Origin of the sequence: Pseudomonas mandelii, from assembly GCF_900106065.1 — a bacterium.
Classification (GTDB): Bacteria; Pseudomonadota; Gammaproteobacteria; order Pseudomonadales; family Pseudomonadaceae; genus Aquipseudomonas; species Aquipseudomonas mandelii.
Map to the genome: position 1 here is coordinate 1,564,490 of NZ_LT629796.1, position 24,080 is coordinate 1,588,569.

18 protein-coding genes are annotated in these 24,080 nt (G+C 60.1%); 5 read left to right on the forward strand and 13 right to left on the reverse strand.

The genetic code is table 11. The features are described 5' to 3' along the window. Window positions 1–114: 114 nt before the first annotated feature. Window positions 115–1,605, reverse strand: a complete 1,491-nt coding sequence (gene amaB, locus BLU63_RS07110; RefSeq protein WP_010464154.1) for an L-piperidine-6-carboxylate dehydrogenase — start codon at window positions 1,603–1,605, stop codon at window positions 115–117. Between the two features lie 175 nt (window positions 1,606–1,780). On the opposite strand from amaB, the gene BLU63_RS07115 reads away from it, so the two are divergent. The 3 genes from BLU63_RS07115 to nadE all read left to right on the forward strand — a co-directional run bounded on the left by BLU63_RS07115 (window position 1,781) and on the right by nadE (window position 4,990). Then, complete coding sequence (locus BLU63_RS07115; protein ID WP_083375171.1) at window positions 1,781–2,686, forward strand: LysR family transcriptional regulator; 906 nt, start codon at window positions 1,781–1,783, stop codon at window positions 2,684–2,686. A gap of 236 nt (window positions 2,687–2,922) precedes the next feature. Beyond that, window positions 2,923–4,158, forward strand: a complete 1,236-nt coding sequence (pncB, locus tag BLU63_RS07120) for a nicotinate phosphoribosyltransferase (RefSeq protein WP_010464157.1) — start codon at window positions 2,923–2,925, stop codon at window positions 4,156–4,158. Window positions 4,159–4,162: 4 nt separating this feature from the next. Then, entirely contained in the window at window positions 4,163–4,990 is an 828-nt protein-coding gene (gene nadE, locus BLU63_RS07125) for an ammonia-dependent NAD(+) synthetase (protein WP_010464159.1), read from the forward strand. 177 nt (window positions 4,991–5,167) lie between these two features. Here nadE and azu read toward each other — a convergent pair whose 3' ends face one another. Further along, window positions 5,168–5,614, reverse strand: coding sequence for an azurin (azu, locus tag BLU63_RS07130; RefSeq protein ID WP_027921968.1), 447 nt, complete (start codon window positions 5,612–5,614; stop codon window positions 5,168–5,170). A 344-nt stretch (window positions 5,615–5,958) separates the two neighbouring features. Here azu and BLU63_RS07135 point away from each other — a divergent pair, with 344 nt between their 5' ends. Together BLU63_RS07135 and BLU63_RS07140 are read left to right on the forward strand one after the other, a co-directional pair. Then, window positions 5,959–6,546, forward strand: a complete 588-nt coding sequence (locus tag BLU63_RS07135; RefSeq protein WP_010464168.1) for an LOG family protein — start codon at window positions 5,959–5,961, stop codon at window positions 6,544–6,546. A 68-nt stretch (window positions 6,547–6,614) separates the two neighbouring features. After that, window positions 6,615–6,803: a hypothetical protein gene (locus tag BLU63_RS07140; protein ID WP_007947526.1), complete on the forward strand. Its 189-nt coding sequence runs from the start codon at window positions 6,615–6,617 to the stop codon at window positions 6,801–6,803. A 135-nt stretch (window positions 6,804–6,938) separates the two neighbouring features. On the opposite strand, the gene BLU63_RS07145 is transcribed toward BLU63_RS07140, so the two are convergent. The 11 genes from BLU63_RS07145 to rnr form a co-directional block, all read right to left on the reverse strand. Then, the gene (locus BLU63_RS07145; protein WP_083375172.1) at window positions 6,939–7,829 is read right to left on the reverse strand and encodes a transglutaminase family protein; all 891 of its coding nucleotides are present in this window, start codon (window positions 7,827–7,829) and stop codon (window positions 6,939–6,941) included. Next, a complete protein-coding gene (locus BLU63_RS07150) occupies window positions 7,829–10,315 on the reverse strand; it encodes a circularly permuted type 2 ATP-grasp protein (RefSeq protein ID WP_010464173.1) in 2,487 nt (828 codons plus the stop codon). Before BLU63_RS07150 ends, BLU63_RS07145 begins: the two co-directional genes overlap by 1 nt. Window positions 10,316–10,403: 88 nt before the next feature. Beyond that, window positions 10,404–13,679, reverse strand: a complete 3,276-nt coding sequence (locus BLU63_RS07155) for a transglutaminase family protein (protein WP_083375173.1) — start codon at window positions 13,677–13,679, stop codon at window positions 10,404–10,406. Between the two features lie 326 nt (window positions 13,680–14,005). Beyond that, a complete protein-coding gene (locus BLU63_RS07160) occupies window positions 14,006–16,309 on the reverse strand; it encodes a YgiQ family radical SAM protein (protein ID WP_077748929.1) in 2,304 nt (767 codons plus the stop codon). Between the two features lie 285 nt (window positions 16,310–16,594). Beyond that, window positions 16,595–17,989: a replicative DNA helicase gene (gene dnaB, locus BLU63_RS07165; RefSeq protein WP_010464182.1), complete on the reverse strand. Its 1,395-nt coding sequence runs from the start codon at window positions 17,987–17,989 to the stop codon at window positions 16,595–16,597. A 108-nt stretch (window positions 17,990–18,097) separates the two neighbouring features. Beyond that, on the reverse strand, window positions 18,098–18,544 hold the full coding sequence (rplI, locus tag BLU63_RS07170) for a 50S ribosomal protein L9 (protein WP_003197251.1): 447 nt from the start codon (window positions 18,542–18,544) through the stop codon (window positions 18,098–18,100). A gap of 19 nt (window positions 18,545–18,563) precedes the next feature. Next, the gene (locus BLU63_RS07175; RefSeq protein ID WP_010464187.1) at window positions 18,564–19,457 is read right to left on the reverse strand and encodes a YybS family protein; all 894 of its coding nucleotides are present in this window, start codon (window positions 19,455–19,457) and stop codon (window positions 18,564–18,566) included. A gap of 36 nt (window positions 19,458–19,493) precedes the next feature. Continuing rightward, window positions 19,494–19,724, reverse strand: coding sequence for a 30S ribosomal protein S18 (gene rpsR / locus BLU63_RS07180; protein ID WP_002551829.1), 231 nt, complete (start codon window positions 19,722–19,724; stop codon window positions 19,494–19,496). Window positions 19,725–19,752: 28 nt separating this feature from the next. Beyond that, entirely contained in the window at window positions 19,753–20,175 is a 423-nt protein-coding gene (rpsF, locus tag BLU63_RS07185; RefSeq protein ID WP_003217491.1) for a 30S ribosomal protein S6, read from the reverse strand. 315 nt (window positions 20,176–20,490) lie between these two features. Next, window positions 20,491–21,258, reverse strand: a complete 768-nt coding sequence (gene rlmB, locus BLU63_RS07190) for a 23S rRNA (guanosine(2251)-2'-O)-methyltransferase RlmB (protein ID WP_010464188.1) — start codon at window positions 21,256–21,258, stop codon at window positions 20,491–20,493. Then, a complete protein-coding gene (rnr, locus tag BLU63_RS07195) occupies window positions 21,255–23,885 on the reverse strand; it encodes a ribonuclease R (RefSeq protein WP_010464189.1) in 2,631 nt (876 codons plus the stop codon). Before rnr ends, rlmB begins: the two co-directional genes overlap by 4 nt. Between the last annotated feature and the right edge of the window lie 195 nt (window positions 23,886–24,080).

Genomic DNA, 24,080 nt, shown 5'->3' on the forward strand with positions numbered 1-24,080 from the left:
TGTAGGAGTGAGCCTGCTCGCGATAGCGATTTAACATTCAACATCTATGTTGACTGATAGACCGCAATCGCGAGCAGGCTCACGCCTACAGGGGATCACTGTTCGACTCGAGGATCAGTCGAACGTGATGCCCTGAGCCAACGGCAACTCCAGCGAGTAGTTCACGGTGTTGGTCTGGCGGCGCATGTAGCCGCGCCATGCATCGGAGCCCGACTCACGCCCACCACCGGTTTCTTTCTCGCCACCGAACGCGCCGCCAATTTCCGCACCGCTCGGGCCGATGTTGACGTTGGCGATGCCGCAGTCGCTGCCCACCGCCGACATGAACTGTTCGGCTTCACGCACGTCGGTGGTGAAGATGCACGAGGACAGGCCTTGTGGCACTGAGTTGTTCAGACGCAGCGCTTCGTCGAAGTCCTTGTAACCGACCACGTACAAGATCGGTGCGAAGGTTTCATTGCAGACCACATCGCTCTGCTCCGGCATTTCAACGATGGCCGGCGAGACGTAATAAGCGTTCGGGTATTTGTCTTCCAGCTGGCGTTCGCCGCCAAACACCCGGCCGCCTTCGCTCAGGGCTTGTTCCAGCGCGTCCTGCATGTTTTCGAAACTGTTTTTGTCGATCAGCGGACCGATCAGGTTGCCCTCGAGCGGATTGCCGATGCGGACCTTGGAATAGGCAGCCTTGAGGCGAGTGACGATTTCTTCCTTCACCGACTCATGGGCAATCAGGCGACGCAACGTGGTGCAACGCTGACCGGCGGTGCCGACGGCGCTGAACAGGATGGCGCGGACGGCCATGTCCAGGTCGGCGCTTGGGGCGAGGATCATGGCGTTGTTGCCGCCCAGCTCCAGAATGCTGCGGGCGAAACGTGCGGCGATTTTTGGCGCCACTTCACGGCCCATGCGGGTGCTGCCGGTGGCGCTGATCAGCGCGACACGCGGGTCATCGACCAGCGCTTCGCCGGCATCGCGGCCGCCGATGATCACTTGGCTGAGGTGTGGAGGTGCGTCGCTGAAGTTCTTCAGTACGCGGTCGAACAGCGCCTGACAAGCCAGTGCGGTCAGCGGGGTTTTCTCGGACGGTTTCCAGATCACCGGGTTGCCGCAGACCAGCGCCAGCGTGGTGTTCCAGGCCCAGACCGCAACCGGGAAGTTGAAGGCGCTGATGACGCCGACGACGCCCAGCGGGTGCCAGGTTTCGCGCATGTGGTGGCCAGGACGCTCGGACGCGATGGTCAGACCGTACAGCTGACGGGACAGGCCGACGGCGAAATCGCAGATGTCGATCATTTCCTGAACTTCACCCAGGCCTTCCTGGGTGATCTTGCCGGCTTCCCAGGACACCAGCTCGCCGAGGTCAGCCTTGTATTCGCGCAGGATGTCGCCCAGTTGACGCACCAGTTCGCCACGGCGCGGGGCCGGGACCTTGCGCCACAATTCGAACGCATGATCTGCACGACTGATGTGCTGCTCGACTTCAGCGGCGCCTTCCCAGTTCACGGCAGCGATCCGGCTGCCATCGATCGGCGAATGCACCGGCACTTTGCCGTTCTGGTACAGGGCCGGGTTCACACCAAGACGATCAAGCAATGCGGCAACCATGGGTCACTCCTCGAGCAAAAAACAGAAAACGTACAGCCGGACATTCACGGCTGATCAGACCTGTAGTTTTAGCTCCCCGGAGGTTACCCAACAAACGACCTTTAAGAGAGATATCATTCCGTTTATTCATGCTTTGAATTGCTGGCAGTAAAAGAAACAAGAAAAAGGACCGTCCATGCTGAATAAACGCTATTTGCCGTCGATCACCGCACTGCAGTGTTTCGAGGCCGTGACCCGGCATTTGAGCTTCACCCGGGCCGCCGAAGAGCTGAACCTGACCCAGAGCGCCGTCAGCAAACAGGTTGCGCAACTCGAAGAGTTGTTGCAGCACTTGCTGTTCCGCCGGGTGCGCCGACGCCTGCAAATGACCCCGGCCGGTGATTTGTACCTGGTGGAAGTACGAAAAATCCTCACCCAGGTCGAGATGTCGACCCATTACCTGCGTTCCTACGGCGGCGAAACCGAAGTCTTGCGGGTTTCGACGCCGCCGACCTTCGGCGCGCGCTGGCTGGTGCCACGCCTGAAAGGCTGGCGCCTGCGCCATCCATCAATCCATCTGGACCTGTGCAGCGAGCAGGAAGCCGACGATTTGCTGCAAGGTCGCAGCGACCTGGCGTTCTACTTCGGCCAAGGCTCGCGGCCCGGCACCGAATGCCTGAAGCTGTTTGGCGAGGAGCTGGTGCCGGTCTGCGCGCCGGGCAGCCTGCCGGACACGCCGTTCACCGACCCTACGCAGCTCGCCGACCTCGTCCTGCTGCAAAACGCCTCGCGGCCCCAGGCCTGGCACGATTGGTTCGACAGCCAGGGCTACCACACTGAACACAGCTACCACGGCCCGCGCTTCGAAACGTTTTATATGTGCATCCGCGCCGCCCAGGTCGGCTGCGGCGTGGCGCTGTTGCCAAGGTTTTTGGTGGAAGAAGAGTTGGCGGACGGCAAACTGGTTATCCCCTGGAAACACGCGATGCCAAGCACGGATGCCTATTACCTGGCGTATCCCGAGCACTCGGCGGAAGTGCCCAAGGTGCGCGATTTTGTGAAGTGGATGCTCGAGCAGATCGACAGCCCGGATGCGCCGTAGATTTGAAGCCCCGGCTAATTCTTGTGGCGAGGGAGCTTGCTCCCGTTGGGCTGCGCAGCAGTCCTGTATTGGGGGCGCTTCGCACCCCAGCAGGAGCAAGCTCCCTCGCCACAAGGATATGTACTGTCTAAAAAATCGCTGGCAATAACTGCCTCTGATATGCGCCACTAGCCCCATTCATAGAAACAGCTGAAACGTCGCGACCACAGGCCGCGGCCCGCCTGGAGAACCCCGTTATGAGCGAGAGCGTGTTTGGCGATCGCATTGTGCAGAACCTGCTCGACACCGATTTCTACAAACTGACGATGATGCAGGCGGTGCTGCACAACTACCCGAACGTGGAAGTCGAATGGGAGTTTCGTTGCCGTAACAGTGAGGATCTGCGCCCGTATCTGGCAGAAATCCGCTTCCAGATCGAACGCCTGGCCGAGTTGAGCCTGAGCGCCGACCAGTTGAGCTTCATGGAACGCATCAGCTTCATGAAGCCGGATTTCCTGCGTTTTCTCGGGCTGTTCCGCTTCAACCTGCGTTACGTCCACACGGGTATCGAAAACGGCGAGCTGTTCATCCGCCTGCGCGGGCCGTGGTTGCATGTGATTCTGTTTGAAGTACCGCTGCTTTCCATCGTCAGCGAAGTGCGCAACCGCTATCGCTACCGCGAAATTGTTCTGGAACAGGCTCGCGAGCAGCTCTACCGCAAGTTCGACTGGTTGACCGCCAACGCCAGCAGCGACGAATTGTCCGAACTGCAGGTAGCCGATTTCGGCACACGCCGTCGTTTCTCGTTCCGCGTGCAGGAAGAAGTGGTGAACGTGCTCAAGCACGATTTCCCCGGGCGTTTCGTCGGCACCAGCAACGTGCATCTGTCACGGGAACTGGACATGAAACCTTTGGGCACCATGGCCCACGAATGGATCATGGCGCACCAGCAACTCGGTCCCCGACTGATCGACAGCCAGATTGCCGCCCTCGATTGCTGGGTGCGCGAGTATCGGGGTCTGCTGGGGATTGCCCTGACCGACTGCATCACCATGGATGCCTTTCTCAACGACTTCGACCTGTTCTTTGCCAAGCTCTTCGACGGCCTGCGCCATGACTCCGGCGATCCGGTGATCTGGGCAGAAAAGGCGATCGCCCATTATCAAAAGCTGGGCATCGACCCGATGAGCAAGACCCTGACGTTCTCCGACAGCCTGACGCTGCCAAAATCCCTGGAAATATTTCGGGCGTTGCGCGGTCGGATTAATGTCAGCTTTGGGATCGGCACCAACCTGACGTGTGATATTCCGGGTGTCGAACCGATGAGCATCGTGCTTAAAATGGCGGCCTGCAACGGCCAGCCCGTGGCAAAGATTTCCGATGAGCCTGGCAAGACTCACTGCAAAGACCCGAATTTCGTCGCCTATTTGCGACACGTTTTCAAAGTACCTGCCGCCCTTTCCAGCACATCTGGCACCACTAGCAAGGAGTGAATTCATGCAAGCCGTACAGCGTGAGATTGCTGAGCAGCTCAAGGTTCAGCCGCCATTCGCCGACCACGCAGCCCTTGAGGCCGAGGTCGCCCGGCGGGTCAGCTTCATTCAGGATTGCCTGGTCAATTCCGGGCTCAAGACCCTGGTACTCGGCATCAGCGGCGGCGTCGACTCGCTGACCGCCGGCCTGCTGGCCCAACGCGCCATGCGTGAGTTGCGCGAGCAAACCAGCGACAAAAGCTACAAGTTCATCGCCGTGCGCCTGCCTTATGAAACCCAGTTCGATGAACACGATGCCCAGGCCTCGGTGGATTTCATCGCCCCGGACGAACGTCACACCGTGAACATCGGCCCGGCGGTGAAAGCCCTGGCCAATGAAGTGGCGGCCTTCGAGGGCAAGCACGCGGTCTCGGTGGATTTCGTGCTCGGCAACACCAAGGCGCGGATGCGCATGGTCGCCCAGTACACCATCGCCGGCGCGGCGCACGGGCTGGTCATCGGTACCGACCACGCAGCGGAAGCGGTGATGGGTTTCTTCACCAAGTTCGGTGATGGCGCCTGCGACCTGGCCCCGTTGAGTGGCCTGGTGAAAAACCAGGTTCGAGACATCGCCCGCAGTTTCGGCGCGCCGGAATCGCTGGTGGAAAAAATCCCGACCGCCGACCTTGAAGACCTGTCGCCGGGCAAACCCGACGAAGCGTCCCACGGCGTGACCTATGCCGAGATCGACGCGTTCTTGCACGGCCAGCCGGTGCGTGAGGAAGCGTTCAGGATTATTTGCGATACGTATAAAAAGACCCATCACAAGCGCGTGATGCCGTTCGCGCCTTGAAGCTGCGGCGTCTGTACTGACGCCATCGCGAGCAGGCTCGCTCCCACAAGGACAACGCTGTACCTGTGGGAGCGAACCGGCTCCGGGCGGCGTTCCGACGATGAACGATGACTCGGTCTTTCGTCAGGCACAAAAAAAGCGTCCCAATCGGGACGCTTTTTTATGTACTCGAATCGATTACTTCAGGGTAACCGTACCTTTCATCATCGAGATGTGGCCCGGGAACGAGCAGAAGAAGCCGTAATCGGTGCCCGCTGTCAGCTTCGATACATCGATGGTCAGCGTATCCTTCTCTCCGGCTCCGATGATTTTGGTATGAGCAATAACGCGATCATCACCGTCTTTCAGATAGTTTTTGTCGATACCGGCTGCCAGGCCATCGGTAGCGATCGGCTGCATATCTGCCGCTTTACTGATCACCAGGTTATGGCCCATGACATTTTTCGGCAGGCTGCCGGAGTGGGTCAGTTCTACGGTAAACGTCTTGCAGCTTTTGTCGATTTCGATGGCCTTGGTGTTGAAGGTCATTTGATCGGTGGAGTCGACAGTGGCCTTGCATTCAGCAGCCATCAGTTGGCTGCTGGCCAGTGTCAGCAGGGATACCGCAACAAGTTTGGCAAACATGGTGAATCTCCAAGGCAGGGGTTAACAAAAGTGCGAATGGACAGAAGACTGCCTGAAAACTGCGCAAGTTCCTATGACCTGAATCAAAAATTGTATACAACTTTCGGGCTATGACACCTATCGAAACAATCTACCAGCCAGACGTCTGGCCCGGCCCTATCATCAGGCCGTCATCCCTGATCTGGAGCGCCTGTCATGTCCTTTAACAGCCTGTTGCGCAGTTTGCTCGCCGCTTATGCCTGTGGCGCCAGCGGCACCTACGAAACACCTGAACGCGAAGTTTAGACCTTGGAGCGCCGCCCGCCTGCCTTTACTCTATGGCCATCCTGACCGTGGAGTAAGGCATGTCTTTAGCGTCCGTTTGTGTATTTTGCGGTGCCAGCACCGGCACCAGTCCGGCTTATCGTGAAGCGGCTGTCGCCCTCGGGCGAGCACTGGCCGAGCGCAAGCTGACCCTGGTTTATGGCGGCGGTGCCGTCGGGCTGATGGGCATCGTCGCCGATGCGGCACTGGCGGCCGGCGGCGAAGTGATCGGAATCATTCCGCAAAGCCTCAAAGACAAGGAAATCGGCCACAGCGGCCTGACTCGTCTGGAAGTGGTCGACGGCATGCATGCGCGCAAGGCGCGAATGGCCGAGCTCAGCGATGCCTTCATCGCGCTGCCCGGAGGCCTGGGCACCCTGGAAGAATTGTTCGAAGTCTGGACCTGGGGCCAGCTCGGCTACCATGGCAAACCGCTCGGGTTGCTGGAAGTGAACGGTTTCTATAGCAAATTGACCGGTTTTCTTGATCATATCGTCGGCGAAGGCTTCGTTCGCGAAGCGCACCGTGACATGCTGCAAGTGAGCGAATCGCCGCAAACCCTGATCGATGCGCTGGACGCTTGGCAGCCGACAGTGGTGCCCAAATGGACAGAGCAAAAACCCAGCTAACGGCTCGGTCCCGATACAGGGCAGAATATGCGCCGCTCAACCTCACCTTCGACCCCAGAGGATCGCCCATGGCTAAACCTAATTATTCCTTCGCCAAACGTCAGAGAGACTTGGCCAAGGAGCAGAAGAAAGAGGAAAAGCTTCAGCGCAAGAAAGCTACAGCTGAAGAAGAAGCAGCAGCACTGAACCCGGATGCCGAAGGCGAAGTGGCTACAGACGAAACTGAAGCACCGAAAGATCAGGCGCCCGACGCCTGAGACCCTCAGGGCCCGATGATCTGATCAGGCCCACCGGATCTGTGTCCAGGGTCAGCAGTTCCTTGCTGACCCTCACAGGCCAACCTGAAACACCCCATCCCGAACTGACTTACACCGCTCCTACAGGGGATTTTGTTAGTCCAGGGGCATCACGGTGACGCGGACCTCGGGGTCGTGATTGCCGCCCCCCAGAATCACCCCACGCAACGGCGACACATCGGAAAAATCCCGTCCCCAGGCCAGGGTGATGTGCTCCAGCGCCGGTTGCACATTGTTGGTCGGATCAAAATCCACCCAGCCCAGCACCGGGCAAAACACCGAAACCCAGGCATGCGAGGCATCGGCACCGATCAGTCGTGGCTGGCCGGGCGGTGGCTGGGTCAGCAGGTAGCCGCTGATGTAACGCGCCGCCAGTCCACGGGAACGCACGCAAGCGAGCATCAGGTGCGCGAAGTCCTGACAGACCCCGCGCCGACGCTCCAGCACCTCCACCAGCGGCGTTGCCACTTGAGTCGCCTCGGCGTCGAAGGTGAATTCGCTGAAAATCTTCTCCATCAACGCCTGGACGCCCAGCAACAAAGGCTGTCCCGGTGGAAAACAGCTTTCCGAGAATTCGACAAAGTTGCGCTTCAGATGCACATAGGGCGATTCAAACCGGTAACGGCACGCTTCCAGTAAATCTGTAGAAAGCGGCTGACTGCTATAGGTCAGCGCATTGCGGGTTTCTTCCCACGCGGGGGATTGATTGAAATCCAGCGTTGGCCGGGCCAGCACCTCGACCGTAAGCCGGGCGTTGACCAGCAATTCATCATGCGGCCGCTCAAACGCCAACCGGGTGAGCGGATTGCCAAATACATCCAGCTCATCCCGGCGCGAGGTCGGGTCGGGACTGATCTGCAAGTGTTGTTCAGAGCAACGCTGCCAGGCACAGACACGTGGCCACAGGTGCGCGAGTTGCTGGGCCAGGGACACCGGGCTGTCGTAGTGATAATGGGTGTCGTGGAGAATCTGGTAACGGGCGCTCATCAGACGGACACCGTGCGCTGGCTGACATCATCGACATGGGCGAAATGGCGCAAGGCCAGACGATCCGACACTTGCCCGCTGGCATCGGCGATCTCTTGCAGCAAATCGGCCAGACCGTTGATGGCGGCGCGAACGCTGGCTTCGCCGAACAGCGAGTTCTCCAGACAGCCCAGATCGAACCGCGCCAGGCGCTCCACCAGTTGCGGCAGACCGGCTTCGCGAGGCACGCCAAAATCATCGTTCAAGCGTTTCAGGGTGCGGGTCACCAGTTTTAACTGGAACAGCACCGCATGAGGGTTTTGCTCGTCGAGTAGCAAAAGATCGAGCACCGGAATCAACTGCGCCACCGCCAGGTACCGCGAGCGGTATGTGATGCTGCTGTTGCCCAGTTCCAGCAGCCATTCCAGCCCAGCCTGATCGAAGGCACCGGCACCGCGCAGAAACGCCGCCAGGCTGGCGCTGAGAAATTGCAGACGCTCGATCCGCCGACCGATCATCAGAAAACGCCAGCCTTCATCCCGGGTCATGTCGTCCAGGGCAAAACCGGACAGTGCCGCCAGGGACATCACCAGCCGGTTGAGGAAATCCAGTAACTCACCGAAATCCGGCTCTTCGGTTTCCAGCTCCATGGCTTCGCGCTGCAATTCCACCAGCGCCTGCCAGTTTTCCCGCGAGAGCTTGCCGCGCACTTGCGAGGCGGCCCACTGCAAGCGCTGCAAATTGGAGCGCAGGCTGAAGGGCCAATCATCGCCGAGTAACGCCGCCAACAACCGCTCGGGCAACTCACCTTCGTCTGGCAACAGATTGAGACGCTCGCCGAGGTCGACCGCCGCTTCCAGGGCCTGCGGGTCATCGCCATCGACGTAGCGCGCCAGCATGATCCGCAGCAATCGCGCGCTGTCATCACAGCGTTCGCAATAGCGGCCAAACCAGAACAGGTTCTCGACCACCCGCGACGGCAGGTACGGATCGCGCCGAACCAGATCATGCACACCGATCGTGCGCTGGGTTTTCCATTGCTCGCCGCTCGGCGGACGATCCCCCAATACCCAGGTGTCCTTACTCGCACCGCCGCGCTGCATCGACACCACTTCCGCATCCGCTTCGGCGGCCACCCGGGTCAATCCGCCCGGCAACACCCGATAACCGTCTTGACTGGCCACCGCATACATACGCATCCCAATGGCTCGCGGTTGCAGCTGACCGTCTTCGGCCTGCCAGATCGGTGCCTGGGACAATTGCGCCAGCTCTTGCGCAACATACGCATAAGGCCGCGCCTGCATGCGCTCAGCCAAGGCTTGACGCTGTTTTTCACTCAAATCGCGGCCAAATACAGGGGCGAAGCTTTGCGACGGGAAGGCGGGTTTGATCAGCAACTCCGGCAGTTTCTCCAGCGCCTGGGCCAGCACCGGCGCTTCGCCACACCACCACGTCGCAATGGACGGAAGGATCAGTTCTTCGCCGAACAGGAATTGATTGATCTTCGGCAAAAAGCCGAGCAACCCCGGCGACTCGAGTACTCCGCTGCCGAGGGCATTGGCCACCAGCACGCGCCCCTGCCGCACGGCTTCGAGCAAGCCCGGCACACCGAGTGCCGAGTCGGTACGCAGTTCCAGCGGATCGCAGAAGTCATCGTCGAGCCGACGCATGATCGCGTGAACCCGACGCAGGCCACTGAGGGTCTTCAGGTAGACCGTGGCATCGCGCACCGTGAGGTCGCCGCCTTCCACCAGTGGATAACCGAGCTGGCGCGCCAGATAGAGATGTTCGAAATAGCTTTCGTTGAAACGTCCCGGCGTCAGCAGCACGATCAGTGGCGCGTCTTCATCGTTTGGCGCCTGGCGGACGAGGGTTTCCTGGAGCGTGCGGAAGAACCCGGCCAGGTGCTGCACCTTCAGGTCGCGATACAACTCGGGAAAGGCTCGGGAAACGATGGTGCGGTTTTCCAGCGCATAACCGGCACCGGAAGGCGCTTGAGTCCGGTCCGCCGTCACCCACCAACGACCGTCCGGCGTGCGCGCCAGATCCACGGCGTACAAATGCAGAAAAGCCCCGTCCGGCGGCGTAATGCCCTGACAGGGCCAGAGGAAATTGTTGTGACCGAATACCAGTTCCGCCGGCAGCAGCCCTTCGGCAATCAATCGCTGCGGGCCGTAAAGGTCTGCCAGCACGGCGTTCAACAGCCGAGCTCGCTGGGCAATCCCGGCCGATAACTGCTGCCACTCATCTGCCGCAATCACATGCGGCAGCAGGTCAAGCTCCCACGGCCGATCCGCGCCCTTGGGGTCGGCGTAGACGTTGTAGGTCACGCCGTTTTCCTGGATCTGCCGGGTCAACAAAGCCTGACGCTGCACCAATTGCGCTGGTGTGCTGCGTTGCAATTGGTCGAACAACCGGCGCCAGTGCGGGCGCACGGCGCCGCTGTCGTCGAGCAGTTCGTGATAAGTGCCCGCCGTCAGCGGGTAGCGGTCAAGCAGGTCAGGCATGGAAAGCTCGGCAGACAGCAAAGAACGCTCAGACTAACGCAGGCTCATGACGCCCGGATAGACGAAAAATCCGAGCGTCGTGTACGGTTTAGAAACGTCGTAAATCGAGCGTCATCGGCAGCTCGTCATTAATTTCCAGAATCGGTATCGGAAGTTTCCCCGGGCTGTGTCCGATGCGGAAGAAACGCGCCATCCGTCGGCTCTCGGCCTCATTGGCATTCACCGGCAAGCTGTCGTAATTACGCCCGCCCGGATGGGCGACGTGGTATTGACAGCCCCCCAGCGAACGCTGCATCCAGGTGTCGAGCAGGTCGAACACCAACGGCGCGTGGACCGGGATGGTCGGTTGCAGACAGTTGGCCGGTTGCCAGGCGCGGAAACGCACGCCGGCAACGAACTCGCCGACGCGGCCGGTCGGCTGCAACGGCACAGGAACGCCATTGCACGTCAGCAAATAACGCTGCGGTGCCAGACCGGTGAGCTTCACCTGCAAGCGTTCCAGCGACGAATCCACGTAGCGCACCGTGCCGCCGACCGCGCCCTCCTCACCCAGTACATGCCAAGGCTCCAGCGCCTGACGCACTTCCAGTTCGATGCCACTGACCGCGTAATCGCCAACCTTGGGAAAACGAAATTCCAGATGCGCGGCGAACCACTCTGCGCGCACGGGATAACCGGCGGCATTGAGATCGACGATCACATCGGCGAAATCCTGCTCGATAAAGTGCGGTAGCAGGAACCGGTCATGCAGCTCAGTGCCCCAGCGCGCCAGTTTCGGCGGCGCATACGGCTCGCGCCAGAACCGCGCCACCAGCGCCCGCAGCAGCAACTGTTGCGCCAGGCTCATGCGCGCATGCGGTGGCATTTCAAAGGCGCGCAACTCAAGCAATCCAAGCCGACCCGTCGCGCCATCCGGCGAATAGAGCTTGTCGATGCAGAACTCGGCGCGGTGCGTATTGCCGGTCACGTCGATCAGCAAGTTGCGCAGCAACCGGTCGACCAGCCACGGCGCACACTCCTCGCCCGGCTCCGGCATCTGGGCGAAGGCGATTTCCAGTTCGTACAAGGCATCGTTGCGTGCTTCATCGACACGCGGCGCCTGGGACGTCGGGCCGATGAACAAGCCGGAAAACAGGTAGGACAAGGACGGGTGGTTATGCCAGTAACTGATCAGGCTGCGCAGCAGGTCGGGACGGCGCAGAAACGGTGAGTCAGCCGGCGTCGCACCACCCAGGACGAAATGGTTGCCGCCGCCGGTGCCGGTGTGCCGGCCGTCGATCATGAATTTCTCGGTGGTCAGTCGGGTCTGGCGCGCTTCTTCGTAGAGGAACTCGGTGCGCTCGACCAGCTCATCCCACGTGGCGGACGGCTGCACATTGACCTCAATCACGCCCGGGTCAGGGGTGATACGGAAGTTGCTCAAGCGCGGATCGCTCGGCGGCTCGTAGCCTTCCAGCAGCACCGGGCAATGCAGTTCCTGCGCCGTGGCCTCGATCGCGGTGACCAGTTCCAGATAATCCTCGACCCGCTCCAGCGGCGGCATGAACAGGTACAACCGACCTTCCCGTGCCTCGGCGCAGAATGCGGTGCGGGTCAGCCAGTCGGCGGATTCATCGACTTTCAGTTCCCGCTCGACCGGTTCGGCCGGTGCTCCCGGACTGTTCAACTGCTGAGTGTCTGGTAGCGAGGGGAATGCCTGATTCGGATCGTTAGGATGGATGAACGGATACTCCGCCGCTTTTACCCATGGCTGCGAGCCTAACGGAAGCCGATAGCCCAGCGGTGAATCACCGGGCACCAGTCGGCAGTGCTCGTCACGCAGGTACCAGCGACCGCTCTGCCATTGATCACCCTTGGCGGTGCGCGCCAGCGGCAGGACCTGACCGATCACCTTGTCCAGGCCCTGGCTGAAGACTTTACGCAGGCGGGCCCGCTCCAGCGGTTCTTCAAGACGCGAGTCTTCGGCGCTGACGTTCAGCGGCAACGTGCCTTCGCGCCAGAGGTAATAGAAATTGTCTTCGTAGGCGGGGAAAACAAAGCGTGTCGGAATTTTCAGGCGTTCGGCGACACTCGACAGAAAACGCCCGGCCAGTTCGCCATCGGCGCCGTAGTCTTCCTGCTCATCGGCAATCAGTGCGCTGTTGTGCCAGATCGGCACGCCATCGCGCCGCCAGTAGCAGTTCAGCGACCAGCGTGGCAGTTGTTCGCCGGGATACCACTTGCCCTGACCGAAATGCACCAGGCCTTTGGGCGCGTAGTGTTTGCGCATGCGCTGGAACAGCTCGGCGGACAGCCGACGCTTGTCCGGGCCAAGTGCGGCGGTGTTCCACTCGGCGCCGTCCGGATCGTCAATGGAAACAAACGTCGGCTCGCCGCCCATGGTCAGGCGCACGTCACCCTCCAGCAGGTCGGCATCGATCTGCCGCCCCAGCGCCTGGATCGCCAACCACTGATCTTCGGTGTAGGGCTTTGTTACTCGCGGCGCTTCCCAGATCCGCTCCACGGACATTTCGTGGGTGAACTCGCACTCGCACGGTTCCACCAGGCCACTGATCGGTGCTGCAGAGCCCGGATCGGGGCTGCACGCCAACGGAATGTGCCCTTCACCGGCAAACAGCCCTGACGTCGCGTCCAGGCCGATCCAGCCGGCGCCAGGCAAATAGACCTCGCACCAGGCGTGCAAGTCGGTGAAGTCCACTTCCGTGCCCGAGGGACCGTCGAGGCTTTTGACGTCGGCGGTCAGCTGGATCAGATAACCAGAGACGAAACGCGCCGCCAGCCCGAGGTTACGCAGCAACTGCACCAGCAACCACGCCGAGTCACGGCAGGAACCGGACGCATGTTCAAGGGTGTGCTCGGGGGTTTGCACCCCCGGCTCCATGCGGATCAGGTAGCCGATGTCTTCGCTCAGGCGCTGATTGAGCGCCACGAGGAAGTCGACGCTCGGCAGCGGCGTGCGGTCGATGCCGTCCAGATAGGCCTTGAACTTCGGCGTCAGGGGCAAAGTTTCCAGGTACGGCGCCAGTTCCTTGCGCTCATCCGAGGCGTAGGTGAACGGGATCTTTTCCGCGTAGGGCTCAAGGAAGAAGTCGAACGGATTGAACACCGCCATCTCCGCCAGCAGATCGACCTCGATGCGCAGCTCAGCGGTTTTCTCCGGGAACACCAACCGCGCCAGGTAATTGCCCTGGGGGTCCTGCTGCCAGTTGATGAAATGCTGCTCGGGGGAAACTTTCAGCGCATAGGACAGAATCCGCGTGCGACTGTGGGCGGCCGGGCGCAGGCGAACGATCTGCGGACCGAGCTCGACGGCGCGGTCGTAGCGGTAATGCGTGACGTGGTGCAATGCGACATGAATCGACACGGCGTGCCTCCTGCGAGCCTTAAGCGTATTGGGAAAGCGCGCAAGACTTATGCCATCCAGCAGCGCTGGCGCTTTCTTCGATTGCTTGAGGCAGTACAGCACCAAAATCGGGCGATGCGGGAAATTGGTTTGAGAGGATTGCACGCAAATGTGGCGAGATACCTACGATCGTTCCCACGCTCTGCGTAGGAATGCAGTCCGTGACGCTCCGCGTCACTGGACGCGGAGCGTCCCTTGAGGCATTACCACGCAGAGCGCGGGAACGATCAGCAGACAATAAAAAACGCCAACCCGAAGGTTGGCGTTCTGTTATCAGCGGTCAGCGTTTAGCGCGGCACTACCGGCTTGCGCGCAGGCTTCGGTCCCTTGCCTTTGGCCGCGTCCTTGCGATCTTTGGCCGCCTGTTGGTTGCGGGCGAATGCCGCCGCCTTGGCCTGTTCACGCTTGTCCCACGGATTGCCGCCATCGCTGGCACGCGGTGGCAGGCCGGTGTGCTGGGTCAGGATCTTGGTGGTTTTTTCCCCTGCAACCTTGTGACTGCCGGCCGGCGTCGAGTTCTTGCGACGGGCGCTCTGGTAGCTGTCGGTCGCCGGCTGATGCAGCGGGATCAACTGGTTCTTGCCCGGCCCGATCAGGTCGGCGCGGCCCATGCGGGTCAACGCTTCACGCAGCATCGGCCAGCCTTTCGGGTCGTGATAACGCAAGAACGCCTTGTGCAGGCGACGCTGCTCTTCACTCTTGACGATGGTCACGGCGTCGCTCTTGTAAGTGACCTTGCGCAGCGGGTTCTTGCCCGAATGGTACATCGCGGTGGCAGTGGCCATCGGCGACGGGTAGAACGCCTGCACCTGGTCGGCGCGGAAGCCGTTGCCCTTGAGCCACAAGGCCAGGTTCATCATGTCTTCGTCGGTGGTGCCCGGGTGGGCGGCGATGAAGTACGGAATCAGGTACTGCTCTTTCCCGGCTTCCTTGGAGTACTTCTCGAACATGCGCTTGAACTTGTCATAGCTGCCGATGCCCGGTTTCATCATCTGGTTGAGCGGACCTTCCTCGGTGTGTTCCGGGGCGATCTTCAGGTAACCACCGACGTGGTGAGTCACCAGCTCTTTGACGTATTCCGGCGACTCGACCGCGAGGTCGTAGCGCAGGCCGGACGCGATCAGGATCTTCTTCACACCCGGCAAGGCACGGGCGCTGCGGTACAGCTGAATCAGCGATGAGTGATCGGTGTTCAGGTTGGGGCAGATGCCCGGGAACACGCACGACGGCTTGCGGCACGCGGATTCGATTTCCGGGCTCTTGCAGGCGATGCGGTACATGTTCGCAGTCGGGCCACCGAGGTCGGAAATCACGCCGGTGAAGCCTGGAACCTTGTCGCGGATCTCTTCGATTTCGCGAATGATCGACTCTTCGGAACGGTTCTGGATGATCCGACCTTCGTGCTCGGTGATGGAGCAGAAGGTGCAGCCACCGAAGCAGCCACGCATGATGTTCACCGAGAAGCGAATCATGTCGTAGGCAGGAATTTTTTCCTTGCCATACGCCGGGTGCGGAACCCGTGCGTAAGGCATGCCGAACACGTAGTCCATTTCTTCAGTGGTCATCGGAATCGGCGGCGGGTTGAACCAGACGTCGACTTCGCCATGCTTCTGCACCAGGGCGCGGGCGTTGCCCGGGTTGGTTTCCAGGTGAAGCACGCGGTTGGCGTGAGCGTACAGAACCGCATCGCCACGGACTTTCTCGACCGAAGGCAAACGAATCACGGTTTTGTCACGGGTCATTTTCGGGCTGGCCAGGATCTGCACGACCTTGGCTTCGCTCGGGTCTTCAACCGGGCCTTTTTCCTGCTCGATCGCGCAGGCCTGGGTGTCCTGGGTGTTCACGTACGGGTTGATGATCTTGTCGACCTTGCCCGGACGGTCGATGCGCGTGGAATCGACTTCGTACCAGTCTTTCGGCGTGTCACGACGGATGAACGCGGTGCCGCGCACGTCGGTGATGTCTTCGATCTTGTGACCGAAGGACAGACGCTGGGCGACTTCGACGATCGCACGCTCGGCGTTGCCGTAGAGCAGGATGTCGGCGCAGGCGTCGATCAGGATCGAGTTGCGCACCCGGTCCTGCCAGTAATCGTAGTGGGCGATGCGACGCAGGGAAGCTTCGATGCCGCCGAGCACGATCGGTACATTCTTGTAGGCTTCCTTGCAGCGCTGGCTGTAAACCAGGCTCGCGCGGTCCGGACGTTTGCCCGCCAGGCCACCCGGGGTGTAGGCGTCATCGGAACGGATTTTCTTGTCGGCGGTGTAGCGGTTGATCATCGAATCCATGTTGCCGGCCGCGACACCGAAGAACAGGTTCGGCTCGCCGAGCTTCATGAAGTCGTCTTTGGACTGCCAGTTTGGCTGGGCAATGATCCCGACGCGGAAGCCTTGCGACTCCAGCAGCCGGCCGATGATTGCCATGCCGAACGACGGATGGTCAACGTACGCATCACCGGTGACGATGATGATGTCGCAGGAATCCCAGCCAAGCTGATCCATCTCCTCCCTGCTCATCGGCAGGAATGGCGCCGGGCCGAAACATTCGGCCCAGTACTTGGGATAGTCAAATAACGGCTTGGCTGTTTGCATGACGATGACCGGTGTTGAGATGAAAAATCGCGGGCGCGGAATATAGCACAAAAAACAACCAATTCCGACGGCTATAGTCGGAAATTGCGGCGCCCGTTTCGCGCAAAGATCCAGAGGCCAGGCGCAACCCTTGTGGCGAGGGAGCTAGCTCCCGCTGGGCAGCGAAGCGGCCCCAAAACCTTCGACCGAATTTTTCCAGACGGACCGCATTCCTCAGCTTTGCGACTGCTGCGCAGCCGAGCGGGAGCAAGCTCCCTCGCCACAGGCAAGCGTCCTGCCTGGGCGTTACTCGTCGTCGAAGTTGTAGCTGCCCGGTGCAAGGTTTTCGAAGCGGGTGTACTTGCCGATGAACGCCAGCCGCGACGTGCCGATCGGGCCGTTCCGCTGCTTGCCGATGATGATCTCGGCGATGCCTTTGTGCTCGGTTTCCGGGTGGTACACCTCGTCCCGGTAAACGAACATGATCACGTCCGCATCCTGCTCGATCGCTCCGGATTCCCGGAGGTCGGAGTTGATCGGCCGTTTGTTCGGTCGCTGCTCCAGGGAGCGGTTGAGCTGGGACAACGCCACCACCGGGCAGTTGAATTCCTTGGCCAGGGCCTTCAAGGAACGGGAGATCTCGGAAATCTCGTTGGTCCGGTTGTCACCGCCCGAACCCGGGATCTGCATCAATTGCAGGTAGTCGATCATGATCAGGGCGATGTCGCCGTGCTCACGCACCAGGCGTCGGGTCCGCGCACGCATTTCCGACGGGCTGATGCCGGCCGTATCGTCGATGAACAGTTTGCGATCGTTGAGCAGGTTGACCGCCGAGGTCAGGCGCGGCCAATCGTCGTCGTCCAGGCGACCGGCACGAACCTTGGTCTGGTCGATACGGCCGAGGGACGACAGCATACGCATGATCAGCGATTCGCCTGGCATCTCGAGCGAGTACACCAGTACGCACTTGTCGCTGCGCAATACGGCGTTTTCCACCAGGTTCATCGCAAAGGTGGTTTTACCCATGGATGGACGGCCGGCGACGATGATCAGGTCAGACGGTTGCAAGCCACTGGTCATTCCGTCGAGGTCGGTGTAACCGGTGGACAGGCCGGTAATGGCGTTGTCGGTGTTGAACAAGGTGTCGATGCGGTCGATAGCCTTGGTCAACAGGTCATTCACACTCACCGGGCCGCCGGTCTTTGGCCGGGCCTCAGCGATCTGGAAGATCTGGCGCTCGGCTTCGTCGAGAATCTCTTCAGCGGTACGGCCTTCCGGGTTGAAGGCACTGTCGGCAATTTCGGAGGCAATGCCGATCAGTTGGCGCAAGGTTGCCCGCGCACGAACAATCTGGGCATAAGCCTTGATGTTGGCGACGGACGGCGTGTTTTTCGCCAGCTCCCCCAGGTAACCGAGACCACCGACCTGCGAGGTCTGACCTTCCTTGTCCAATTGCTCGGCAAGGGTCACGACGTCGATGGGGGAGTTCTGGTCGGCGAGCTTGGCGATCGCGCGGAAGATCAAACGGTGGTCATGCCGATAGAAATCGCCGTCCGACACTTGATCCAACACGCGTTCCCAGGCGTTGTTGTCCAGCATCAAACCACCGAGCACGGCCTGTTCGGCCTCGATGGAATGCGGCGGCACCTTCAGGGCAGCGGTTTGCAGATCGTATTGCTCGGGAGCGGAGATATCGTTCATGGCCACTAGAAATTGGGGGTTTCAGAAAGACAAAGGGCACGACCTGTAAACAGGATCGTGCCCGATGTTACCGGCAAGCACCCGAGGGTGCCAGCCGACAAGTGCTGCTTAAGCTGCTACCACGACAACGCGTACGGTGGCTTCAACTTCGGCGTGCAGGTGCACGGCTACGTCGAATTCGCCTACGTTGCGGATGGTGCCGTTCGGCAGACGAACTTCGCTTTTTGCCACTTCAACGCCAGAGGCGGTCAGTGCATCAGCGATGTCGTGAGTACCGATCGAACCGAACAGCTTGCCTTCGTCACCAGCGGTGGCAGTGATAGTCACTTCCAGCTCAGCCAGTTGGGCGGCACGGCTTTCAGCCGAAGTTTTACGGTCTGCTGCGGCTTTTTCCAGCTCAGCGCGACGCTCTTCGAACGCAGCCAGGTTGGCAGCGGTCGCAGCGGTAGCTTTGCCGTAAGGCAGCAGGTAGTTACGACCGTAACCAGCCTTAACGTTTACTTTGTCACCCAGGTTGCCCAGGTTGGTGACTTTTTCCAGAAGGATCAGTTGCATGTGAAAATCCTCTTAACTTTTAACCTTCACCGTTCGCGCTATCGACGTCTTTCGGCGTCGAACGACCGCGAAAATCAATCAGGCTGTCGACGATGGCCAAGACCACCAGCAACGGATAGATCAGCTGCATGAACAGCAACAGCGTGACGTACAACCCCACCAGCCAGAACCTGGCCAGTCGCTTTTGCGCCACCAGCCCGTGAATCAGGGCCAGCCCGGCGAACACCAGCGGTACGCTGCACAACGGCGTCAACATGGCCATCTGTGGACCGATGTTCGGTCCCAGAAGCATGAACGCCAGCAGCAACATCGCTGGTAAAAGCGGGAATCGGATAGCGCGAAACTCGCGACCAAAACCACCCGGGTTGTACAACAACGCCTGCCAGTAGCGCCCGACAATCAGGCTCAGCACACTGACGATTTGCAACAAGGCCGCAATCAGGCCGGTCAGGACCGGTGCAATCAGGGACGCAAAATGCGCTTGCTCGTCTACCGACAACTTCTGGTAGACATCACCGAGTAGCGACGGCATGACTTTTATCAAAGCCTGCGCCAGCATCTCGATTTGGGGAGCAAAAACTGTCCCCAGCACCACTGCAAACACCACTCCCATCGCTATGCTGACCAGCAGCACGCGGTTCCAGGACTCGCTTGCGCGCAAAACCAACGCAAGGCTCGAAGACCCCAGCAGCACCAGAAGTGCCCGTGGGTCATCGGAGTAAAGCCACCAGATCAACGCCGGCAGCAGCCCCAGAGCAAGTACGCCAATGGCGTCCTTCAATCCGCGCCGCAGGAGCACAAGGCATCCGGCGGCAGCACCCAACCAATACAACAACGGCAGTATTGCGCATCCAGCCACTACCAGAGTGGCCTGCATACGGCCGCGCATGATGAACTCAGCTAAGGCGCGCATGCATTCAATCCTTTGCTACGTGTCGACTGCCCGGTCTCAGCGGCCGTGGCTGTCGGTGTAGGCCAGCAGGGCCAGGAAGCGGGCGCGCTTGATAGCGGTGGCCAGCTGACGCTGATAACGAGCTTTGGTACCGGTGATGCGGCTTGGAACGATTTTGCCGGTCTCGGATACGTAGGCTTTCAGAGTGTTGAGATCTTTGTAATCGATCTCTTTCACGTCTTCAGCGGTGAAGCGGCAGAATTTACGACGACGGAAGAAACGTGCCATTTGATAGGCTCCTTAAAAGGTCCGTGGATTACTCGTCAGCGTTATCGCTGTTGTCGCTGTCATCACTATCAGCGCTTTCAGCGCCTTCGTGCTCAGGACGGTCGCGACGCTCACGGCGCTCACTGCGGTTTTCTTCAGCCTTGAGCATCTCGGATTGGCCGGTAACGGCTTCTTCGCGACGGATGACCAGGTTACGGATCACTGCATCGTTGTAGCGGAAGTTGTCTTCCAGCTCGGCCAGGGCCTTGCCAGTGCACTCAACGTTCAGCATCACGTAGTGAGCCTTGTGAACATTGTTGATTGCGTAGGCCAGTTGACGACGGCCCCAATCTTCCAGACGGTGGATTTTGCCGCCGTCTTCTTCGATCAGCTTGGTGTAACGCTCAACCATGCCGCCGACTTGCTCGCTTTGATCCGGGTGGACCAAAAAGATGATTTCGTAATGACGCATGAATGCTCCTTACGGGTTGTAGCCTGCCGTTCAAAAACGGTCAGACAAGGAGTGAATGACACTTATGGACTTGCTTGCGATAGACACGTGAGTGCCTGCCGTCACAGCAAGGGGCGCAATTGTAGAGAAGGGATAGAAGAGGTGCAAGGCAATTGGTGATTATTTGAACAGTTCGTTCGCACCGCAACTTTTCGCCCTGACACAAACCACTGTGGGAGCGAGCCTGCTCGCGAAGGGGGCATGACATTCAACATTGATGCTGAATGTTACTCCGCTTTCGCGAGCAGGTGCGCTCCCACAGGGATTACAACCGGCTTAAGACTTCTTGCCACCCGCCGCAGCTTTGACGCTGCGCTGGCGCTGGGCCTCGAACAGGCAAACGCCAGTCGCCACAGACACGTTGAGGCTGCTGACGCTGCCCGTCATCGGCAGATGCACCAGGTAGTCGCAAAGATCGCGAGTCAGGCGACGCATGCCACTGCCTTCCGCGCCCATGATCAGGATGGTCGGGCCGGTCATGTCTTGCTGATACAGACTCTGCTCAGCCTCGCCCGCCGTACCGACAACCCACAAGCCACGCTGCTTGAGTTTTTCCAGGGTTCGCGCCAGGTTGGTCACGGCGACCAACGGAATCACTTCCGCCGCACCACAAGCCACCTTCCGTACCGTCGGGGTCAGGGTGGCTGACTTGTCCTTCGGCACGATCACCGCCAGCGCACCGGCCGCATCGGCCGAACGCAGGCAAGCGCCCAGATTGTGCGGATCGGTCACGCCGTCGAGCACCAGCAGCAGCGGCGCGCCTTCGGTGCGATCGAGCAACTCGTCGAGCATCGCTTCGCCCCAGACCTGGCTCGGGCTCACATCCGCCACGACGCCCTGGTGCACACCCTCAACCCAGGCATCCAGCTCACGGCGCTCGGCCTGGCCGACGGCCACGCGATTTTCCGCAGCCAGGGCGATCAGTGTCTGAACCCGCGGATCACTGCGGCCTTCAGCCAGCCAGATTTGCTTGACGCGTTTCGGGTGGTGACGCAGCAATGCTTCTACAGCGTGCACGCCGTAGATCTTTTCCAAATTACTCATGACTTGGCCTTAGGTTTTCGCGCACCGCCGCTTTTGGCTGGGGCCGAACCCGCTTTCGGCGGGCCTTTACGGTGTTTGCTTGGCTTGCTGCCGGGGGCCTTGTCAGGCGCCGACCGTCCGGTCTTTCCCCCAGACGCCGCTTTACCGCCGCTTTTTGCTTCAGACAGTAACGCCTGTTTCAATTCACGGCTTTTACGCAACTCGGCATTTTTCGCCGCAGCATCGCTTGGGCGATAGGCTTCGACAGCCTTTTCCTTGGCAGGACGACGACCGGTTTTTGCCGGTGCCGGTTCTGCTGCGGTTTTGGCCGATGTCTTGGCGGCTGGCTCGGTCTTTTCAGTTCCGCGCTTTTTGCGGCCGATCGGCGCGCTGATGGTTTTTTCCGCCATCTCGAAGTCGATCTTGCGCTCGTCGAGGTCAACGCGCATCACGCGCACTTCAACGGTGTCGCCAAGGCGGAAGCTGCGACCGGTACGCTCACCGGCGAGGCGGTGGTGCACAGGGTCGAAGTGGTAGTAATCGCCCGGCAGCGCGGTGACGTGCACCAGGCCTTCGACGTAGATGTCGGTCAGCTCGACGAACAGACCAAAACCGGTCACTGCGGTGATCACACCCGGGAACGATTCGCCCACACGGTCTTTCATGAACTCGCACTTGAGCCAGTTCACCACGTCGCGGGTGGCTTCGTCGGCACGGCGTTCGCTCATCGAGCATTGCTCGCCGAGCTGTTCCAGCGCCGCTTCGTCGTATGGATAGATGCGCGCTTTCGGAATAGTCATCGCGCCGGCACGGCGAACGTGCGGGGTGTTCTGCTTGGAATGGATGACGCTGCGGATCGCCCGGTGCGTGAGCAAGTCCGGGTAGCGGCGGATCGGCGAGGTGAAGTGGGTATAGGCTTCGTAATTCAGGCCGAAGTGGCCCTGGTTATCGGCGCTGTACACCGCCTGGCTCAACGAGCGCAGCATGACGGTCTGGATCAAGTGGAAATCCGGACGGTCCTTGATGCTGGCCAGCAAGGCCTGGTAATCCTTCGGCGACGGGCCGTCCTTGCCTTTGTGCAAGGACAGGCCGAGCTCGCCGAGGAAGGCGCGCAGTTTTTCCAGACGCTCCGGTGGCGGACCGTCGTGGACGCGATACAGCGCAGGGATTTCGTGCTTTTTCAGGAATTCGGCGGTGGCCACGTTGGCCGCCAGCATGCATTCCTCGATCAGTTTGTGCGCATCGTTACGCACGGTCGGACGGATTTCGGCAATCTTGCGCTCGGTACCGAAAATGATCCGGGTTTCCTGCGTTTCGAAATCGATCGCGCCACGCACGTGACGAGCAGCCAGCAGCACTTTGTACAGTGCGTAAAGCTGCTTGAGGTGTGGCAGGACGTCGGTGTACTCGCCACGCAGCTGACGCGCTTCTGTGAGTTTCGGCGTTTCCAGCATCGCGCTGACCTTGTTGTAGGTCAGGCGGGCGTGGGAGTGAATCACCGCTTCATAGAAGCAGTAGTCGGTCATCTCGCCGGTTTTGGAGATGGTCATCTCGCAAACCATGGCCAGGCGATCGACGTGCGGATTCAGCGAGCACAGGCCGTTGGACAGCTGCTCCGGCAGCATCGGCACGACGCGCTCGGGGAAGTACACCGAGTTGCCGCGAACCTGGGATTCGTTATCCAGTGCCGAACCGATCTTCACGTAGCTGGAAACGTCGGCAATCGCCACGTACAACTTCCAGCCGCCGGAGAACAGGCGCAGCTTGCCAGGCTTGGCTTCGCAGTAAACCGCGTCATCGAAGTCGCGCGCATCTTCACCGTCGATGGTCACGAACGGCAGATGACGCAGGTCGATGCGCTTCTCTTTGTCTTTCTCTTCAACTTCAGGCTTGAGCTTGGCGGCTTCTTTGAGCACCGCCTCGGGCCAGACGTGAGGAATATCGTAGGTGCGCAGGGCAACGTCGATTTCCATGCCCGGCGCCATGTAGTTGCCCACGACCTCGACCACGTCGCCTTGCGGCTGGAAGCGTGGGGTCGGCCAGTGCGTGATCTTCACTTCGACGAATTGACCGATCTGCGCGTTGGCGTTACGACCCGGAGTGACCAGCACTTCTTGCTGGATCTTCGGATTGTCCGCCACCACGAAGCCGATACCGCCTTCTTCGAAGTAGCGACCGACGATGGTCTCGTGGGCACGGGACACCACTTCGACGATCATGCCTTCGCGACGACCGCGACGGTCGAGGCCAGACACACGGGCCAGGGCTCGGTCACCATCGAACACCAGGCGCATTTGCGCCGGGCTCATGAACAGGTCATCGCTGCCGTCGTCCGGGACCAGGAAGCCGAAGCCGTCACGGTGACCGCTGATGCGGCCCAGGATCAGGTCGAGCTTATCCACAGGCGCATAGGTGCCGCGACGGGTATAGATCAGTTGAGCGTCGCGCTCCATGGCGCGCAGGCGGCGACGCAGGGCTTCGATCTGGTCTTCCGTGGTCAGACCAAACTCTTCCACCAACTGCTCGCGGTTAGCAGGCGAACCCCGATCAGCAAGGTGCTGAAGGATCAGTTCGCGGCTAGGAATAGGGTTTTCATATTTTTCCGCTTCACGAGCGGCCTCGGGATCGAGGGACTGCCAATCGGCCATTAGAGAGTTTTCACCTTGTCTATATGCGGGTTAGTTTGGCATAGGCGTAATGAAACGGGAAATTTCAGGCTGCGACAGCCTATCTAAAGCCTTATATCGACAGCGCAAAGCTGATTTAAATGCCGCTGGTAAAATTTTCCAGGTTTTTTTGATGCCAGGGGTTTACAGTTAAAAAGACGCTCCGTATAGTGCGCG

What these genes read in the sequence shown, in the direction of transcription:
- dnaB (WP_010464182.1), bottom strand. Translation starts at nt 17,989, where the DNA reads ATGAACGATATCTCCGCTCCCGAGCAATACGATCTGCAAACCGCTGCC.
- rpsF (WP_003217491.1), bottom strand. Translation starts at nt 20,175, where the DNA reads ATGCGTCATTACGAAATCATCTTTTTGGTCCACCCGGATCAAAGCGAG.
- BLU63_RS07115 (WP_083375171.1), top strand. Translation starts at nt 1,781, where the DNA reads ATGCTGAATAAACGCTATTTGCCGTCGATCACCGCACTGCAGTGTTTC.
- BLU63_RS07145 (WP_083375172.1), bottom strand. Translation starts at nt 7,829, where the DNA reads ATGAGCGCCCGTTACCAGATTCTCCACGACACCCATTATCACTACGAC.
- rpsR (WP_002551829.1), bottom strand. Translation starts at nt 19,724, where the DNA reads ATGGCACGTTTCTTCCGTCGTCGTAAATTCTGCCGCTTCACCGCTGAA.
- rlmB (WP_010464188.1), bottom strand. Translation starts at nt 21,258, where the DNA reads ATGAGTAATTTGGAAAAGATCTACGGCGTGCACGCTGTAGAAGCATTG.
- rplI (WP_003197251.1), bottom strand. Translation starts at nt 18,544, where the DNA reads ATGCAACTGATCCTTCTGGAAAAAGTCACCAACCTGGGCAACCTGGGT.
- BLU63_RS07150 (WP_010464173.1), bottom strand. Translation starts at nt 10,315, where the DNA reads ATGCCTGACCTGCTTGACCGCTACCCGCTGACGGCGGGCACTTATCAC.
- BLU63_RS07160 (WP_077748929.1), bottom strand. Translation starts at nt 16,309, where the DNA reads ATGCAAACAGCCAAGCCGTTATTTGACTATCCCAAGTACTGGGCCGAA.
- azu (WP_027921968.1), bottom strand. Translation starts at nt 5,614, where the DNA reads ATGTTTGCCAAACTTGTTGCGGTATCCCTGCTGACACTGGCCAGCAGC.
- nadE (WP_010464159.1), top strand. Translation starts at nt 4,163, where the DNA reads ATGCAAGCCGTACAGCGTGAGATTGCTGAGCAGCTCAAGGTTCAGCCG.
- BLU63_RS07135 (WP_010464168.1), top strand. Translation starts at nt 5,959, where the DNA reads ATGTCTTTAGCGTCCGTTTGTGTATTTTGCGGTGCCAGCACCGGCACC.
- pncB (WP_010464157.1), top strand. Translation starts at nt 2,923, where the DNA reads ATGAGCGAGAGCGTGTTTGGCGATCGCATTGTGCAGAACCTGCTCGAC.
- rnr (WP_010464189.1), bottom strand. Translation starts at nt 23,885, where the DNA reads ATGGCCGATTGGCAGTCCCTCGATCCCGAGGCCGCTCGTGAAGCGGAA.
- BLU63_RS07140 (WP_007947526.1), top strand. Translation starts at nt 6,615, where the DNA reads ATGGCTAAACCTAATTATTCCTTCGCCAAACGTCAGAGAGACTTGGCC.
- BLU63_RS07175 (WP_010464187.1), bottom strand. Translation starts at nt 19,457, where the DNA reads ATGCGCGCCTTAGCTGAGTTCATCATGCGCGGCCGTATGCAGGCCACT.
- amaB (WP_010464154.1), bottom strand. Translation starts at nt 1,605, where the DNA reads ATGGTTGCCGCATTGCTTGATCGTCTTGGTGTGAACCCGGCCCTGTAC.